Origin of the sequence: Streptomyces sp. NPDC087263, assembly GCF_044744645.1 — a bacterium.
Lineage (GTDB): Bacteria > Actinomycetota > Actinomycetes > Streptomycetales > Streptomycetaceae > Streptomyces.
Genome location: NZ_JBIUYT010000002.1, coordinates 486345 through 502338, shown reverse-complemented (window position 1 = coordinate 502338; position 15994 = coordinate 486345). Strand labels below are relative to the sequence as shown.

At 70.5% G+C, this 15994-nt stretch carries 13 protein-coding genes and 1 pseudogene; 5 read left to right on the top strand and 9 right to left on the bottom strand.

The features are described from left to right. Positions 1 to 5 precede the first annotated feature (5 nt). From ACIPC1_RS07485 to ACIPC1_RS07470, 4 genes are all read right to left on the bottom strand, one after another. Positions 6 to 500, bottom strand: a complete 495-nt coding sequence (locus ACIPC1_RS07485; RefSeq protein ID WP_402514160.1) for an SH3 domain-containing protein — start codon at positions 498 to 500, stop codon at positions 6 to 8. 131 nt (positions 501 to 631) lie between these two features. Continuing rightward, positions 632 to 2116, bottom strand: coding sequence for an ATP-binding protein (locus ACIPC1_RS07480; RefSeq protein WP_402514159.1), 1485 nt, complete (start codon positions 2114 to 2116; stop codon positions 632 to 634). Continuing rightward, complete coding sequence (locus ACIPC1_RS07475; RefSeq protein ID WP_402514156.1) at positions 2113 to 2850, bottom strand: hypothetical protein; 738 nt, start codon at positions 2848 to 2850, stop codon at positions 2113 to 2115. The genes ACIPC1_RS07480 and ACIPC1_RS07475 overlap by 4 nt, the downstream gene beginning before the upstream one ends. Before the next feature lie 166 nt (positions 2851 to 3016). After that, positions 3017 to 3526 (bottom strand): dual specificity protein phosphatase family protein, encoded by a 510-nt coding sequence (locus tag ACIPC1_RS07470; RefSeq protein WP_384382749.1) that lies wholly within the window; start codon positions 3524 to 3526, stop codon positions 3017 to 3019. Positions 3527 to 3624: 98 nt separating this feature from the next. Here ACIPC1_RS07470 and ACIPC1_RS07465 point away from each other — a divergent pair, with 98 nt between their 5' ends. Beyond that, positions 3625 to 4428 carry a nuclease-related domain-containing protein gene (locus ACIPC1_RS07465; RefSeq protein ID WP_402514155.1) on the top strand — a complete coding sequence of 268 codons (804 nt, stop codon included), beginning with the start codon at positions 3625 to 3627 and terminating at the stop codon, positions 4426 to 4428. A 153-nt stretch (positions 4429 to 4581) separates the two neighbouring features. Here the strand turns inward: ACIPC1_RS07465 and ligD are convergent, their stop codons facing one another. Continuing rightward, a complete protein-coding gene (gene ligD / locus ACIPC1_RS07460; RefSeq protein ID WP_402514154.1) occupies positions 4582 to 5469 on the bottom strand; it encodes a non-homologous end-joining DNA ligase in 888 nt (295 codons plus the stop codon). A gap of 61 nt (positions 5470 to 5530) precedes the next feature. On the opposite strand from ligD, the gene ACIPC1_RS07455 reads away from it, so the two are divergent. Next, positions 5531 to 6655 (top strand): Ku protein, encoded by a 1125-nt coding sequence (locus ACIPC1_RS07455; RefSeq protein WP_402514152.1) that lies wholly within the window; start codon positions 5531 to 5533, stop codon positions 6653 to 6655. Positions 6656 to 6700: 45 nt separating this feature from the next. Here the strand turns inward: ACIPC1_RS07455 and ACIPC1_RS07450 are convergent, their stop codons facing one another. Further along, positions 6701 to 8467, bottom strand: a complete 1767-nt coding sequence (locus ACIPC1_RS07450) for a beta-ketoacyl-[acyl-carrier-protein] synthase family protein (protein WP_402514149.1) — start codon at positions 8465 to 8467, stop codon at positions 6701 to 6703. A gap of 311 nt (positions 8468 to 8778) precedes the next feature. Between ACIPC1_RS07450 and ACIPC1_RS07445 the strand changes: the two genes are divergently transcribed. Together ACIPC1_RS07445 and ACIPC1_RS07440 are read left to right on the top strand one after the other, a co-directional pair. Next, a complete protein-coding gene (locus ACIPC1_RS07445) occupies positions 8779 to 10629 on the top strand; it encodes an endo alpha-1,4 polygalactosaminidase (RefSeq protein ID WP_402514146.1) in 1851 nt (616 codons plus the stop codon). A 270-nt stretch (positions 10630 to 10899) separates the two neighbouring features. After that, entirely contained in the window at positions 10900 to 12135 is a 1236-nt protein-coding gene (locus ACIPC1_RS07440; RefSeq protein ID WP_402514143.1) for a serine hydrolase domain-containing protein, read from the top strand. 123 nt (positions 12136 to 12258) lie between these two features. Here the strand turns inward: ACIPC1_RS07440 and ACIPC1_RS07435 are convergent, their stop codons facing one another. From ACIPC1_RS07435 to ACIPC1_RS07425, 3 genes and pseudogenes are all read right to left on the bottom strand, one after another. Further along, complete coding sequence (locus ACIPC1_RS07435) at positions 12259 to 12714, bottom strand: DUF6069 family protein (RefSeq protein WP_402514140.1); 456 nt, start codon at positions 12712 to 12714, stop codon at positions 12259 to 12261. Between the two features lie 312 nt (positions 12715 to 13026). Beyond that, positions 13027 to 14025 (bottom strand): RNA polymerase subunit sigma-70, encoded by a 999-nt coding sequence (locus ACIPC1_RS07430; RefSeq protein ID WP_402514138.1) that lies wholly within the window; start codon positions 14023 to 14025, stop codon positions 13027 to 13029. Positions 14026 to 14089: 64 nt separating this feature from the next. Then, positions 14090 to 14545: pseudogene (locus tag ACIPC1_RS07425) on the bottom strand (transposase family protein); the annotation flags it as partial. Positions 14546 to 14654: 109 nt separating this feature from the next. Here ACIPC1_RS07425 and ACIPC1_RS07420 point away from each other — a divergent pair. After that, entirely contained in the window at positions 14655 to 15734 is a 1080-nt protein-coding gene (locus ACIPC1_RS07420; RefSeq protein WP_402514137.1) for a hypothetical protein, read from the top strand. Positions 15735 to 15994 lie beyond the last annotated feature (260 nt).

Sequence of the window (15994 nt, the reverse complement as noted above, 5' to 3'; positions counted from 1 at the left end):
CCGGCTCAGCACCAGCGAGGGGCCGCGCCGATGTTGTCGATGTAGCGCGCGGCGCCCCACGCCCAGGTGCCGTCGGTGAGCTGGTACCAGAGGCGGTTGCCGTCGACGGACTGGCCCGAGGTCTTGCAGAAGATGTGCACGACCTCGCCGTACCGCGCCACGCGCAGCACCCGGCTGCCACGGTTCGGGGCGGTGCGCAGGGCCAGCCCGCCGCGGGCGGAGATGCGGCCCTTGTAGCGGCGGGGGTTGTTGTCGCGGTCGTCGTCCCGGCCGTTCTCCCAGTCGCGGCCGTTGTCGTCCCTGCCGCCGTCTTCCCAGTCCCGGCCGTCGCCGTCGTCCCTTCCGGAGTCCCCGTTGTCCCACTCGCGGCTGTCGCCGCTTCCGGGGTCCCCGTCCTCGTCGGCGAGGGCGGGGGTGGCGCCGGCGAGCGCGATGAGGCTGCCGGCGGCGAGAGTTATGGCGAGGCGGGTGTACGTCGACCGCAGTGGCTTGGGGGACATGGGGACTCCTCCAGGAGGGGGGGCGAACCTGACTAATCGCCACATTAGGAGCGGGCCGGGGTGCGCGCAGTTCACACTGCGCCATCGGGGCTCAGAGGGAGCGCGGAGTCCTCGCAGCTTTCGGGGGCCCCTTAGGGGCCATCGGGGTGAGGGGCCCGCGGGGCCTGAGGTCCCTGAGGTCCCTGAGGTCCCTGAGGGAGTGTCAGGATCGCCACCGCCCCGCCGTCGGCGGCGTTGGCGAACGCCAGCCGTGCGCCGAGTACCTCCGCCTGGCCGAGCGCGATCGTCAGCCCGAGCCCATGCCCCCGCGCACCGCCCTCGGTACGGAACCGCTGGGGCCCGTGCACCACGAGGTACTCCGGATAGCCGTCACCGTGGTCCCGCACGGTGACGACCGGCCCGTCGACCGTCAGCACCACAGGCTCCCGCCCGTGCTTGTGCGCGTTGTCCACCAGGTTCCCGAGCACCCGCTCCAGCCGGCGCCGGTCGGTCTCCACGTGCGCCTCCCGTACGACCCGTACATCGGTCGGGGCTCCGGACGCCCGCACCACCCGCTCGGCCAGCGGAACCAGCGGCTCCCAGTCCAGTTCGAGGCGCTCGCTCCGCGCGTCGAGGCGGGAGATCTCCAGCAGGTCCTCGGTGAGCGTGCGCAGCGCGGCGACCCGGTCGCGGACCAGCTCGGTCGGGCGCCCCGGCGGCAGCAGTTCGGCCGCCGCGTGCAGCCCGGTCAGCGGGGTACGCAGCTCGTGCGCCACATCCGCGGTGAACCGCTGCTCGCTCAGCAGTTTCCCCTGCAACGAAGACGCCATGGAGTCGAGGGCCGCGGCGACGGCGGCCACCTCGTCCTGGCGGCGGGGGATCCGCGTATGCGGGGCCGCGCCCGTACGGCGACCGGTGTCGGCGGCGCGAGGGCGCCCGGTCGTGCCGCGAGGGTCGTCGCCGGTACGAGGGTCCAGGCCACCGCGGGCATCTGCGACGGCACGAGGGTCTACGACCGTAAGGGCGTCCGTAAGGGGATCCGTCCGGTGATCCGTACGGGGATCGTTGACGCGCGCGTCAAGGTCGCCCGCGCTGATCCTCCGCGCGACCCGCGCCGTCGCGTGCAGCCGCCGTGTCACCCGGGTCATCGCGAACGCTCCCACCAGCAGCGTCGCCCCGATCGCCAGCGCCGAGGACCAGACGATCGCGCGGTCCAGCGCCTCGATGGCGTGGGCGCCCTGCGAGTAGTCGAACTTGACGGCGAGCGCCCGCCCTCCGTCGGCCGGCCCGGCCGCCCACATCGTGGGGCGCCGGTCCTGGTCGTCGCCGACCATCGTGCCGCGACTCCCGTCCGCCGCCAGCTCGCGCAACTGCTCCGGCAGCCCCGGGAGATCGACGCCCGCGCTCGGCGGCAGCCGGTCTCCCGCCTCGTACGCCGTCGTCGCCTCGTTGAGCTGGTCGAGCGCGCGGCTACGCGCCTCGCCGACGGTCTGGTCGGTCACCGAGACGTGTACGAGGATCCCGAGGAGGGCGGCGAGGCCGCAGCACATCACCGTGATGAAGGCGGCGGCCTTCCAGGTGAGGGTGGCGGTCCACTGGGGGAGGCGCTGGAGGGGGTGCTGGAGGGGGCGTCTCATGAGGCGCTCGGGGAGGCGCTGGGCGTGGGGGCCGGGGTGGAGTCGCCGACCCGCAGGATCTCGTCGCGTGTCGCCAGCATCGCGTGCTGGTGCGTGTCCCAGGACCAGACCGTGCGGTACTCGTAGCCGGGCAGGGTGGACGCGGCCCGGACGATCAGGTCGCGGCCCGCGAACTCGACGCCGATCACGGAGTCCGTGGTGTTCATGACCTGGACCAGCCGGTGCTTCTCGAAGGTGTAGGCCCGTACGGTCAACTGGTCCCCGGGCAGCGTGAAGCCGAGGACCAGGTCGTCCTTCCGGTCGCCGGTGAGATCGCGGTAGTACGTCTGGAGGATCGGGCAGCCCTTGCCGCGCGTGCCTGAGGGGCTCCCGCAGTCGCCGAGCCGCTCGGCGGTCTGCGGGTACATCGCCGTCCGGCCGGTGTACTCGTCCGGATGGGCGGCGACCTGTGCCCTGAGCACCGCGACCGGGTTCACCTCGTGGATGTCGTCGTTCGCGGCCTCGATGCCCTTGACGACCTCGGTGTCCGCCTCGCCGTAGTCGAGCGCGGGCGTCGTGGCGGGCGCCAGCGTGGGCCACAGTCGGGACGGGCCCACGGCGGTGGGTGTCTCGCCCGCTCCGCGCAGCTCACCCTGATCCCCGCAGCCCGCCAGTGCCAGCAGCGGGACCGCGGCGAGCAGGGCGAAAGCCCTGGGTGCGCGGCGGGCCGTGGCTGCGCGGCGGTGATGGGTCACTGCGCTCCTGCGAGGGGGATGGGGGGCGAGAGGCTCGCCCCGCACACCCTATTCGTAGGGAAGTCCTTTTATTTGCAGTGAAGTCCTTTTTGTTCATCCCTTTTGCTCAGCCATTTCCCTCGCCGTCCGGACCCCGGCGCGACTACCGGGAGGCCCCGTCGGCTTCTCAGGGCTCCGCCAGCTCCTCAAGAAGCCGGGCCGTGGTGAGCCCGGCGCGCAGGTACTCCACGAACAGCTCGTTGTGCAGCGCCCACGGCGAGCGCCGGCTCCGTATCAGCCGTATCGCCTCGTCCGCGGTGTGTCCCGCGCGCATGAGCGCGTGCCCGACCACGAGCCCGGAACGGTTGTAGCCGTGAAAACACCGGACCAGGACCCGGCGCCCGTCCTCCAGCGCGTCGTCGGCGGCCTGCGCGAGACGTATGACGCCCGCCAGCTGCGTGCCGTCGAGGGGCCCGTCCGGGACCGGCCACACATGATGCTCCACGCCCGGGTCCGGCCCGTGCCCCGGAAGCCGCAGCAGGGTCAGGACGAGGTCGAACTCCTCGTGTACGACGGCGAACTCCGGATCTCCGGACCGCCCCGCGAACGCGTGCCCGCCCATCCAAAGGCCGGGCACGATCTCGTTCCACGGGCTGTCCGGGGCCGGCACATCCGATGGTCTTCTGCGAGTCCGCAACGGCGCCTCCCACCAACTCCCCCAGCTGCTCACAAAGGTAACCGGGTTCTTGCCCCTGGAGCACCCCGCCTGTTCCCATGGTCATGGGGTGATGGTGCATGAACGGACTGCGCGTCATACCGACCTGGCGGCACGGCCAGGAGCGGCTGTACGTCTGTCTGACGGACGGGAGGAACGTCGCCTGGTACGACAGAGAGTCGGCCAGGGTCAACCTGCTCAGCGAGGATCGCAGAGAGGACGTGCTCGACGCGCTCGGCCCGTTCCTGACCGGACCGGTGACGGTGGGGCCGCCGCCGGTCCCGACCCCCGCGGAGCTGGCCCGCCTCACCCTCCACCCGGACGACGACCTGGCGCCGAACCGTCCCGGCGAGGCGCTGCTGATCGCCCTCGACCGCGACCCGGGCCCGGCCCACCGCCTCCGCCCCGACCCGCGGCGCCGCGCGCTCGCCGCCGAGCAGACGGTGGGGGAGGCCCTCGACCACCTGGAGGGCGCGGGCTGGCACACCCTGCACTCACTCCCGTTCCCGGGAGGTGACCGCCTCCACCACCTGGTCATCGGCCCCGGCGGCCTCTTCGCCGTACGCGCCCTGTACGCCCGAAAGCAGCGCGTCCTGGTGGCCGACCCGATGGTCACCGTCGGCCGCCGCGAGCCGCACCCCTTGCTCCGCCGCATCCGCGCGGACGCCGACCGAGCCTCGTACGCCCTCACGGCCGAGGTCCACCCCGTCCTTGCCCTCGCGGGCCCGGCCACCCTGGACATCACCGTCCCCCTCCGCGAGCTCCACATCCTCCAGGACACCGACCTCGCGACCCTGTCCCGCCTCGGCGGAGTCCTGAAACCGGCCGACGTCGAGGCACTCCACGCGATGGCGCGGGACCGCCATACGTGGACGCGGGTATGAGGCGCGGGACCTCACCCCCCGTGGGGGCGGCGTTTTCAGCCCGTCCGGCGTTTGAGGACGAGGCCGTTCAGGCCGACAGCGGGGGTCTGGGGGCGGCAGCCCCCAGGGACAAGGGACGGGCAGGGGCGGAGGGGGCGAAAAAACGCACTCCCTTCACGCCGACGGCAGAGCGCAGCCCCGACCGAGATCGAGCAGCGGCTCCAGCAGATCCCCGTACTCCTCCACCCGCGCAACGACGTCCACCGCCTGAAACACCAGTTGGGAAACGGAACGGCATGACGTGACCTCCCCCCACGTAACCGGCGCCGACACCGTCGGCTCCCCCCGCGCCCGCAGCGTGTACGGAGCCGCCGTGGTCTTCCGCGCGGCGTTCTGACTCCAGTCCACGAACACCTTCCCGGCCCGCAGCTCCCGCGTCATCCGGTGCACAACGAGCCGAGGCATCACCCTCTCCGCCTCCACGGCCAACCCCTTGGCGTACTCCGTCACCCGCCCGGAGTCCGTCGGCTCCAGCCCCGCCAACAGGTGCAGCCCCTTCGACCCGGACGTCTTCACGTACGCCTCGATCCCGTCCGCGGCCAACCGCTCCCGCAGCCACAGCGCGACCTCGCAGCACTCGACGACGGTCGCCGGCGCCCCCGGGTCGAGATCGAAGACCAGCCGGTCCGCGTCGCCCGGCGCCCCGATGAGCCATTGGGGTGTGTGGAACTCGGTGACGAGGTTCGCCGCCCACATCAGACTCGCCAGGTCCTGGACCAGCACCATCCGCGCCGGCCCCTCCGACCGCGGCACCTCGGCGGTGGTGACCCACTCGGGCGTACCCGGCGGCACGTTCTTGGCGAAGAACACCTGACCGTCGGGCCCGTCCGGATAGCGCAGGAAGGACACCGGCCGGTCCCGGAGGTGAGGCAGCAGCACGTCGGCGACCATCGCGTAGTAGTGCAGCACCTCACCCTTGGTGAAACCGGTCGCCGGATAGAGGACCTTCTCCAGATTGCTGAGTGCGAGCCTTCGCCCCTCCACCACGGTGATAGGCGTCATACGATGACAATCTCACCTAACAGTAAGAAATTATCCAAAACAGGATGCAATCGAGTGGAAGGTGCTGCACGTGCGATCCATATGGAACGGCGCCATCTCCTTCGGCCTGGTCAGCATCCCGATCAAGCTCGTGAACGCCACGGAGAGCCACTCGGTCTCCTTCCGCCAGATCCACCTCGACGACGGCGGCCGCATCCGCTACCGCAAGTTCTGCGAGGCGGAGGACCGTGAGGTGACGTCCGGGGAGATCGGCAAGGCGTACGAGGACGCGGACGGCACACTGATCCCGATCACGGACGAGGACCTGGCCCAGCTGCCCATCCCGACCGCCAGGACGATCGAGATCGTGGCCTTCGTACCGGCCGACCGGATCGACCCGCTCCAGATGGACACGGCGTACTACCTGTCCGCGAACGGCGTCCCCGCCGCCAAGCCGTACACCCTCCTGCGCGAGGCCCTGAAACGCAGCCAGAAGGTCGCCATCGCGAAGTTCGCCCTGCGCGGCCGGGAACGCCTGGGCATGCTCCGCGTCGTCGACGACGTCATCGCCATGCACGGCCTGCTCTGGCCGGACGAGATCCGCGCCCCCCAGGACGTGGCCCCGGACACCGCCGTCACCGTCCGGGACAAGGAACTGGACCTGGCGGACGCCCTGATGGACACCCTCGGCGAGGTCGACCTCGCCGACCTGCACGACGACTACCGCGAGGCCGTGAACGAACTCATCGCGGCCAAGGCCTCCGGGGTGGAGGCCCCCGCCACCCCCACCGGTGAGAAGACCGGCGGCAAGGTGCTCGACCTGATGGCCGCCCTGGAGAAGAGCGTGCGCGCGGCCAAGGAATCACGGGGCGAGAGCGAGGAAACCACCGAGACCACCGAGACCACCGAGACCGGCGACGCCGCCGAGGTCACCCGGCTCTCGTCCCGTACGGCTCCCAAGGAGGTCGGCGGGAAGAAGTCGACGGCGAAAAAGCCGGCAGCGAAGAAGACAGCGGCGAAAAAGACGACGACGAAGACCGCAACGAAGCCCACATCGAAGACGCCGACGAAGGCGACATCAAAGCAGTCGGCCACCAAGTCGACCACCCAGGCTGCCGGCAAGAGGACGGCGGCGGCGAAGAAGACGACGGCGAAGAATCCCCCCGCGGCAAAGAAGGCGTCCCCCCGAAAGCGCGCGTCCGCCTGAATCACCTGAGGCGCTGCCGTGCCCCCGATAACGCGCCCGCCTGAATCACCCGACGCGTCTAAGTGCCAACACCGCGTTGTGGCCGCCGAATCCGAACGAGTTGCTGAGGGCGAGGTCGCCGAGGGTGGGCAGCGGCCGCGGACTCTTGGTCACCACGTCCAGTTCGATGGCGTCGTCCTGTTCATCACAGCCGATGGTCGGCGGAATGAGCCCGTGATGGAGCGTGAGCACGGCGGCGACGGCCTCCACCCCGCCCGCGGCGCCCTGTAGATGACCGAGGTGCCCCTTGAGCGCGGTCACGGGGACGCCCCGGCCGAGCACGGCCCGCAGTGCACCCGCCTCGGCGAGGTCACCGTCGGAGGTGGCGGTGGCATGGGCGTTGACGTGTACGACGTCCACGACATGCGCGCCGGCGTCCCGTACGGCCCGTCGCATCGCGAGAGCGACACCCTTGCCGGACGGATCGGGGGCGGCCATGTGGTGAGCGTCGGCGGACAGTCCCCAGCCGGCGGCCTCGCAGTAGATCCGGGCGCCACGGGCCCGCGCGTGTTCCTCGGCCTCCAGCAGCAGGAAGCCGGCCCCCTCGCCGTTGACGAAGCCGTCGCGGTCCTTGGCGAACGGCCGGGAGGGGCTGGTGGATCCGAGGGCGTGGGTGGACAGCGCGCGCATCGCGGCGAACGAGGCCATGATCGCCGGGGTGACCACGGCCTCCGCGCCACCGGCCAGGGCGATGTCGACATGCCCGTACCGGATGCGGTCGATGGCCTGCCCGATGGCCTCGGTGCCGGACGCGCAGGCGCTGCTCACCGTGCGGGCCTCGCCGGTGATCCGCAGCGCGAGTGACACCTGGGAGGCGGCCTGCGAGGGCACGGTCATCGGCGTGGTGAGGGGCGACACGGCGCGCGGTCCCTTGTCCCGCAGCTGCCGGTCACCGCCGACGAGCACGGAGGCATCCCCGAGGATGGCGCCGACGCTGACCCCGACCCGCTCGGGCTCAAGCCCGCTCTCGACCGTCCCGGCCACATCCAGCCCGCCGTCCTGCCAGGCCTCCCGTGCCGCGATCACCGCGAACTGCGCGGCCCGGTTCATCCGCCGAGCCTGCGGCCGGGGCAACAGCCCCACCGGATCCACGAGAACACTCCCGGCGATCCGCACAGGCAGCCCGTCGAACTCCGCACCCTCCAACTCCGTTATCCCGCAACGCCCTTCGACCAGCCCCTGCCAGAGCTCGTGCACGCCCACCCCGAGCGGCGTCACGGCCCCGAGCCCGGTCACGACGACCCGCCGCGGCCGCGCGGAACCGCTGCCCGCGCTCGCACGCGGCCGCGGAAGATGCCGTACGACATGGCCCTCCGCGACTTCCCGCGCGGCCCGTTCCCGCAGCCCCGAGTCCGACACCGGCTCCTCGTCCCGGCTCTCCAGGTGCCGGTACCACTGCCCCCACCGGCGGCTGTACGACTCCTCGACGGCCCCGGGGTCGACGGCGCGCAGCGAGGTGACCTGGTCCCCGTCCCTGAATTCCACCGTTTCCAGATCGGCCGAACCGATCTCGGGAACCCCGGCGACATCCATCCGCCGACACCCCACCGTCACTTGGTGATCCCGCTGGAACACCCGCTCGTGATCACTTCCCCCGAGAGGCGGCCGCAGCGCCAGCCGAATGGTCCGCGGGCTCTCGGGCAAGGTGTGCATCACCACGTACCACCTGTCCGCCGCCACATCCTCTTCCGACAGGGCGAGAAGATCACCGGGAATCACTTCGGCGACCGTGACGGGGTGGGGCTGCACGGGGACGTCGGAAGAATTGCGCATGCGAGCGGGAGCTTTCTGTGCCGGTTGGATGGGAAATATCCAGCCCAACTGTTAACGACAAACAACAGCTTGCCTAGACGTATCCACCCATATTGTGCGCAATGTCACCCAAAACACGACGGTGCTCCTCCGGGGAAATCGCGGGGGCGAGACCAACTGAAGAGGCCGGGAAAGCACCGCCATCTTGTCCACTGCATTCCGACCCGAGTCAACGGCATTGTGGTCGGACGGCAAGCCCAGGGATCTCGGCACTAGTCTGATCCCCACTGAACAGCTTTTCGAGGCACGGCACTTGGGAAAGGTGACCCGCGATGTCTCCGAGCCCCGGCGATCTGGAGTCCATAGGCGGCTATGCCCTGGTCGAACGGCTCGGCAGCGGCGGCATGGGCGTCGTCTATCTCGGCCGCTCGGACTCGGGACGGCGGGTCGCGGTCAAAGTCGTGCACGCGCAGTACGCGCAGGACGAGGAGTTCCGGACGCGCTTCAGACAGGAGGTCGCGGCGGTCCGGCGGGTGAGCGGGGCGTTCACGGCCCCTGTGGTGGACGCCGATCCGGACGCCGAACGGCCGTGGATGGCGACCCTGTACGTGCCGGGCCGCACGCTGGCGGACAGGGTGAACACGGACGGCCCGCTGCGCGGAGGCCAGTTGCGCGTGCTGGCGCTGGGCCTCGTCGAGGCGCTGCGGGACATCCACCGGGTGGGTGTGGTGCACCGTGACCTGAAGCCGAGCAACGTCCTGATGGCCGAGGACGGGCCCCGCGTCATCGACTTCGGCATCTCGCACGCCGTCGACAACCAGGCCCTCACCGTCACCGGACGGCTGATCGGCACGCCGCCGTTCATGTCGCCGGAGCAGTTCGCCTCACCCAGGGACGTCACGGCCGCCTCGGACGTGTTCTCGCTGGGCTCGCTGCTGGTGTACGCGGCCACCGGCAGCCGTCCCTTCGACGGAAGCAGCCCGTACCTGACGGGCTATCAAGTGATGTACGAGGCACCGGCCTTGGACGCCGTCGCCGAACCGCTCCGAAGCATCGCCGAACGCTGCCTGGACAAGGACCCGGCCGCCCGGCCCGAACTCGCCGAACTACAGCGCTTGCTCCGTACGCTGCCGGGTGCCGCTGAGCCGGAGGGGCCAGGCGTGCCAGGGGTGGCAGGGGTGGCAGGGGTGTCAGGCGTACCGGGTGCGCCGGGTGTGCCGGGAGCGGCCGACTCGGCCGGAACCAGCCACCAGGTTTCGCATCCGCACTCCGTTCCACCAGGCCTGCTCACCGCCGGAGGGGCCGGGGAAGCGGACAACACCCACCCCGGTCACCAACGTCGAGGGCGGCGCATCACCGTCAGCCTCGCCGCAGCCGTGGTCGTCGTCGGCCTGACCGTGGCGACAGTGAGAACCGGCTGGTCGGACGAGAACGACACTTCCCGGCCGCCGACCACCCCCGCAGCCGCCCCCGCTGTGACGCCTCCGCCGAAGCACGTGCGGTGGGACTACCAGGTCGGCGGCGCGTACACCCCGCCGACCGGAGTGCAGGTGGTCAGCCGCAGCCACGAGGACGCGCCCGCGCCGGGTGTCTACAACATCTGCAATTTCAACGCCTTCCAGGCGCAGGAGGACGCGGAGGGTGACTGGGACCCCGACCTGCTGCTGCGTGACGCCAACGGGAAGGTCGTCTACGACAAGGACTGGGGCGAGGCGGTCCTGGACATCCGTACCGCCGCCAAGCGAAAGCGCATCGCCGCCGAGGTGATTGCCTGGATCGACCAGTGCGCCGCCAAGGGCTATCAGGCCGTCGAGCCCGACAACTACGACACCTTCACCCGCTTCCCGAACTACCTCACGGCCAACCAGGCCAAGGCGTTCATGAAACTGCTGTCGGTGCACGCCCACGGGAAGGGCCTGGCCATCGCCCAGAAGAACACCCTGGAACTCGTCCCCGACCGTGCGTCCGTAGGCCTGGACTTCGCCGTGGTGGAGGAGTGCGGCGAGTGGAACGAGTGCGGCGAGTTCGCCGAGGCCTTCGACAACAACGTGCTCGTGGTCGAGTACACGGCGAAGGGACTGTCGACAGTGTGCGCCGACTGGAGCACCACTCTGAGCGTCGTCCGCCGCGACCAGCTGGTCCTGCCCAAGGACACGAACGGCTACCTCCGCAAGACCTGCTGACGCCAGGGCTCCAGCAGCATGACCGGGGGTGCCCGGCCCGGTCCGGACAGGCGGACGCCTCAGAAACACCGGAGGCACCAACCCCAAGGCGCTCATCAGGCGGGCCCGGGAGGCACCGGCGGCCGCGACCCCCTGGGCGCCCTCCGTCACAAACCCGCGTGGCTCCGAACGAGTGGACTTCGCCGAACGCGTGCGCGACGGAGACCTCCACCCAGGGGGCGGATGGTGACGTTGCCACCTCAGCCCCTGACCTGGAAGAGGCGCCCCGACATGCGACGTACCCCCTCCCGCCGTGTCCTCGCCGCCACCCTGCTCGTGGCATCCGTACTGGCACCGATGGCAGCGATTCCCGCTACGGCCGTCAACGCGGCGGCGGCAGTCGCCCGACACGACAGGGGCGACGAGCACCCGCCGCAGCTCGGTCACCAACTGACCGCCAGGCTGGACGCCGCCATCGAGAAGGTCCGCCGGCAGGCCGACATCCCCGGCGTCGTCGTCGGACTGTGGATGCCCGGCAAGGGAAGCTACGTCCGTGCGACCGGGGTCGCCGACACCGCCACCGGCGAGCCGATGACCACCGACAAGTTCTTCCGGATCGGCAGCGAGACCAAGACCTTCACGGTCACCGCGCTGCTCAAGCTCGTCGACGACGGTCGCATCGGCCTGGACGACCCGATCTCCGCGTACGTCGACGGGGTGCGCGACGGCGATCGGATCACGCTGCGGCAGCTGGCCGAGATGCGCAGCGGTCTGTTCCCCTACAGCGCCGACGCCGACTTCGTGCACGATCTGCTGAGCGACCCGAGCCGGACGTTCACCCCGGAGGAGCTGCTCGCGTACGGCTACAAGCACAAGAACACCTTCGCGCCGGGGAAGGCGTTCGAGTACAGCAACAGCAACCTCGTGCTCCTCGGCCTGGTGATCGAGAAGGTCACCGGTCACCGCGTCGAGGACGTCATCGAGCGGCAGGTACTCCGCCCGGCCCACCTGCGCCACACCCTGTTCCCGTCGGGCCCCGAGTTCCCCGACCCCCACCCGCGCGGCTACACCAACCAGACGCTGAGCGGCGAGGTCGCCGACTCCACGGACTGGAACCCCAGTTGGGCCTGGTCGGCCGGGGCGATGATCTCGGATCTGCACGACCTGCGTCGCTGGGCGAAGGTCGTAGCCACCGGCGAGCTCCTCAGCCCGGAAACCCAGGCGGAGCGACTCAAGACCCTCCCGACCGGCTTTCCCGGCCTGAGCTACGGCCTCGGCATCTTCAAATCCGGCGGCTGGATCGGCCACAACGGCTCCATCCCCGGCTACGAGACCGTGACCGTCTACCTGCCGTCGCAGCACGCCACCTTGGTACTCATGATCAACACAGACATCACCGACGGGGGCCAGGAGCCGTCCTCCCTGCTCGCCCGAGCCATCACCCAAATCGTGACCCCGAACAACGTCTACGACCGCCCGCTTCCCACGCGCCAAGAGACCAGGACGCCCGGCCCGCCCTCTCTCTGAGTCGGCGCTTTCACCCGCACTGCCACTCGACACCCGACGTGACATGGAGGGTGGCAGCATCGGGGGGCCGGTTAACGCGCTCGCGCACGCCCACGCGTCGCGGATTGTCGCGTTGCGGGATCGTCAATCGGTCCGGGTGCGGAGGCTCCGCGTCAGAGTGGGGATCATCACCGTCGCAGGGACCAGGTGTAGCCCGAGGAGGACGGTGGTGGTGGCGGTGTCTGCCCCGCAGAGGAGGGGCGGGACCATCGAGATCGCGGTCAGCGACACGGCCGTCCACACGAATCGCTTGGCGGGGTGAGCGCTCCAACGAAGAAGAGCGACGGCAATGACGATGCCCACGACCGAGAAGAAGCCGGTCACCACGGCGAACCCGGACAACGGGATCCTCTCGCCACCATCGGGGACCTCGAAGTCGATGCCAACGGCGTGGGCAAGCGTCGCGGCGAGGGTGGTGGCCACCGTCGCCGCGAGCGTGGCGATGAAGCCGGTGCCGGCGAGCCCGCGGAGTCGGTGGGTGTGGCTGGTCCGGCCCGATGCCGGGCCTGCGACGACCCCGGTGTCATTCGTGCTCTTCATGTCGTTCCTCCATCATTCGGTAACTGGCGTACGGGTGTTGACGGGTGTTGACGGCATACGACGGTCCTGGCCCTGGGGGTGACGATGCGCACCCTCGCCGTGCGACGGCCGGGGTTCCGCAGGGCGCGGACGCCGGCGCCGCGGAGCCAGAACCCGGCGTCGCGTCCCCGGACCGGCCCGGGCTCGCCGTCGTGCAGCTCCAGTTGCACCCGCCCGCGGGTGACCACACCGAACGCGTCGCACCACTCCGCGGCGACACGCGCGACACGCGCGACACGCTCGACACGCGCAGCGCGAGCGTCCACACCGGGACTACTCCGTGCCGTCCGCCGGCAGGCTCTCCGGCAGCCCGAGCATCGGGAACCGGTCGTCGTGGAACGTGACGATCTCGGTGATCGCCCCGCCGGTGACGCGCAGGACGTCGATCGTCAGTGGTAGGTACGCGCCCTCTCGCTTCCGCCAGAGGTAGAAGGCGACGGCGGGCTGCCGGTTCACGGAGGTGAGGACGGCGCGCAGGCCCTTCGTACCCTCGAAGCCGCCCTCGACCCAGTCGTTCACCACCGCGTCGCGGCCGACGTACAGGCCCGGCGTGGGCGGCATCGAGCAGCGGACGTCGTCCCGCAGCAGTGCGGCGAGCACGTCGACGTCCGTGGCCACGCTGGCGTCGGTATAGCGGCGTACCAGCTCGCGCGTCCCGGCGTCCTGTTCGCCGCCGGTCCAATCCTGCCGCTCGGCGGGCAGGTGCTCCCGCATTCCGACGCGGGCCCGCTGTAGCGCGCTGTTCACGGAGTTGACGGAGTCCCCGAGGAGCTCCGCGACGTCCTTCGCCGGATAGCCGAGCACATCCCGCAGGATCAGCACGGCCCGCGGGCGCGGCGCGAGGTGCTGGACCGCGACCACGTACGCCAGCTCGATCGTCTCCCGCGCGACGGCGACGGTCTCCGGCTCGTGCGCGTGGCCCGCGGGCAGCTCGTCGAGCAGACGGTCCGGGTAGGGCTGCAGCCACAGCACCTCGCCGCCGGTCGCAGGCTCCGGGCGGCACTTGGCGAGCAGGTCCAGGCAGGCATTGGTGGCGATCCGGTACAGCCAGGCCCGGAACGTCGACCGCCCCTCGAAGGTCTCCCGCCGCCGCCAGGCACGGAGGAACGTTTCCTGCACGGTGTCCTCGGCGTCCTCGAACGACCCGAGCATTCGGTAGCAGTGCACGTGCAGCTCCCGCCGGTGCCGCTCCGCCAGCCCCGAGAACGCCGGCTCGTCGACCTCACCCAGCCCGCTCACGCCCAGCTCCTCCAGCCGCGTGTCCGCACTCATCACGTCATCCTTCCGCCTCGTCGTGTCCCGTCGTAGGTATGACGGGTGCGGGCGCGAAAACTCATCACCAGGGTCGGTCGGCATGGCTGAGCGTTTCTCGTCCTTGGTAGGTCGGGTTTTCGACGTGGTGGAGAACGAGCATGGCCTGCACCATCGCGTTCGTCCGGGAGGGGCAGCAGCGCAGCGTGGTCAGGATCTTCCAGGTCTTGAGGGTGGCGACAGCGCGTTCGCCGCGGCGGCGGATCCGGGCGTGGCCTTGTTCACGGCCTTGTTCACGGCTTTCTGTCGGCGCGACAGCTTCGGCCGGTAGCGGTGCCGCTTGACGGGGATACGCATGGAACCGCCGGCGCCTTGATACGCCTTGTCCGCGAAGGTCATCACGTCAGCGTTGGCCAACGCGGCGATGATGCCGTGGGGTTCGCGCAGCAGCCAGGTCGTGTGCCGAGCCGGGAAGTGCCGCCGACGCCCAGGTGAGGCCTCCGGCCGCATCCGCGATTACCTGCGCGTGGCTCTGTTCACGAGAACCGACAGCAGAAGTTCATCGATTTCGACAGCAGATGGCGGTTCGAGGGGATTCGAAGAGTCTGGGTCTGATGACGCGGGACAGATCTCGGGCCTAAGGTGTGCCGGTGATCTTCAAGAGGAAGCGGGAAGCTTCGGGTTTCGCCGCCGACGTGTCCGAGCTGGAGGAGGCGGTTGCCGTTCGCGACGGCGACCGCACCGGGCGGGCCTTCACCGCTGTGATGACCGGTGTGCAGTCGGCGTCGGACGCTGAACGCGTCCTGGCAGGGCCACGGTTGGCGGCGCTGCTCCCCGCCTTCCCCCCTACCGGCCCGCGGCCGATGCTGGCGATGGCAGCCGGCTTCTGCGTCGAGCGCGGGGCCGATCCGGTGGCCTGCGCTGAGCCGATTCTTGGCAGCGTCCACCAGGACCTGCTCGACGCCCTGGAGTTCGCCCGCCGCTGGACCGCGGTCAGCGCGGCCGATGACGAACTGCCGCAGCCGGACGAGAAGATCATTGACGGCCCGTTGCTGGCCCGAGTCGGCGGCGAGGTGCACGAGGCCACGCGGCTGGCGCTGGCCTGGTGCTCAGTCGAGGAGTGGCAGCCGCCCGCGCTGGCCGTGCTGTGCCGCAGCGCCGAGGTGCGCCGTCGGCACGCATCCGCGATCCTCCCCGCCTGCCGCGACCTGGCGGCCCTGGAGCGGCACGACCTCAAATGCCTGGCCTACGCGCTGGCGGTTCTGGACGACGAGCCCCTTGTGGTGCTGCACAAGCCCACCGGGGCCGGGTTCGAGGTGCGCATCGGCGGCATCGGGGACAACTTCCAGTTGCACACGCTGCTCGCCCACATTCTCGTCGGCGGCGGCCACGTACCCGGCACTGCGCCTTCGGCGGAGAGCGTCCGCCTGGCCATGGATCCCGAGCCCGCCCAGGGACGCAGCCGGACCGCCACGACCGGGGCATTCGAACTCCTCGCCCCGGACGGCGAGCGGATTTGGAACGAGGGGCTGCCAGACGACATCCCCGTGGTGGAGGGACGCCGCCTGATCGTGCTCGACGAGCCGTCATACCAGCGGAGTTGGAACGCCGACCGGTTCTTCCCGCATCTCCCGGGCACGGCCGAGCTGACCCGCGTCCTGACGGCAGGCGAGACGCGGACCTGGTTCGCCCGCACGTCGACCGGCAACGGGATCAGCCGGCCTTCCTGACTCGGTGGACCAGACCAGACCAGACCGTCACCGCTCCGGGCGGGCGGCTGGTGGCGCCGGAAGCCGGAGCGCGGACACGGCCCCCTCCATCGAACAAGGGTTGCGCCAGGGCGCTGTCGGAACTGCTGAACGTTTGCTGTCGGTTCTCGTGAGCAGAACCAGCGCATCGAGAACCTGCTTCGTGAGGACGAGTAACGGCACCTGATCGTGTCCGAGTGCCCCTCGGATCAAGCCCAGGGGCCTCGTCGTCTGCCCTGCCC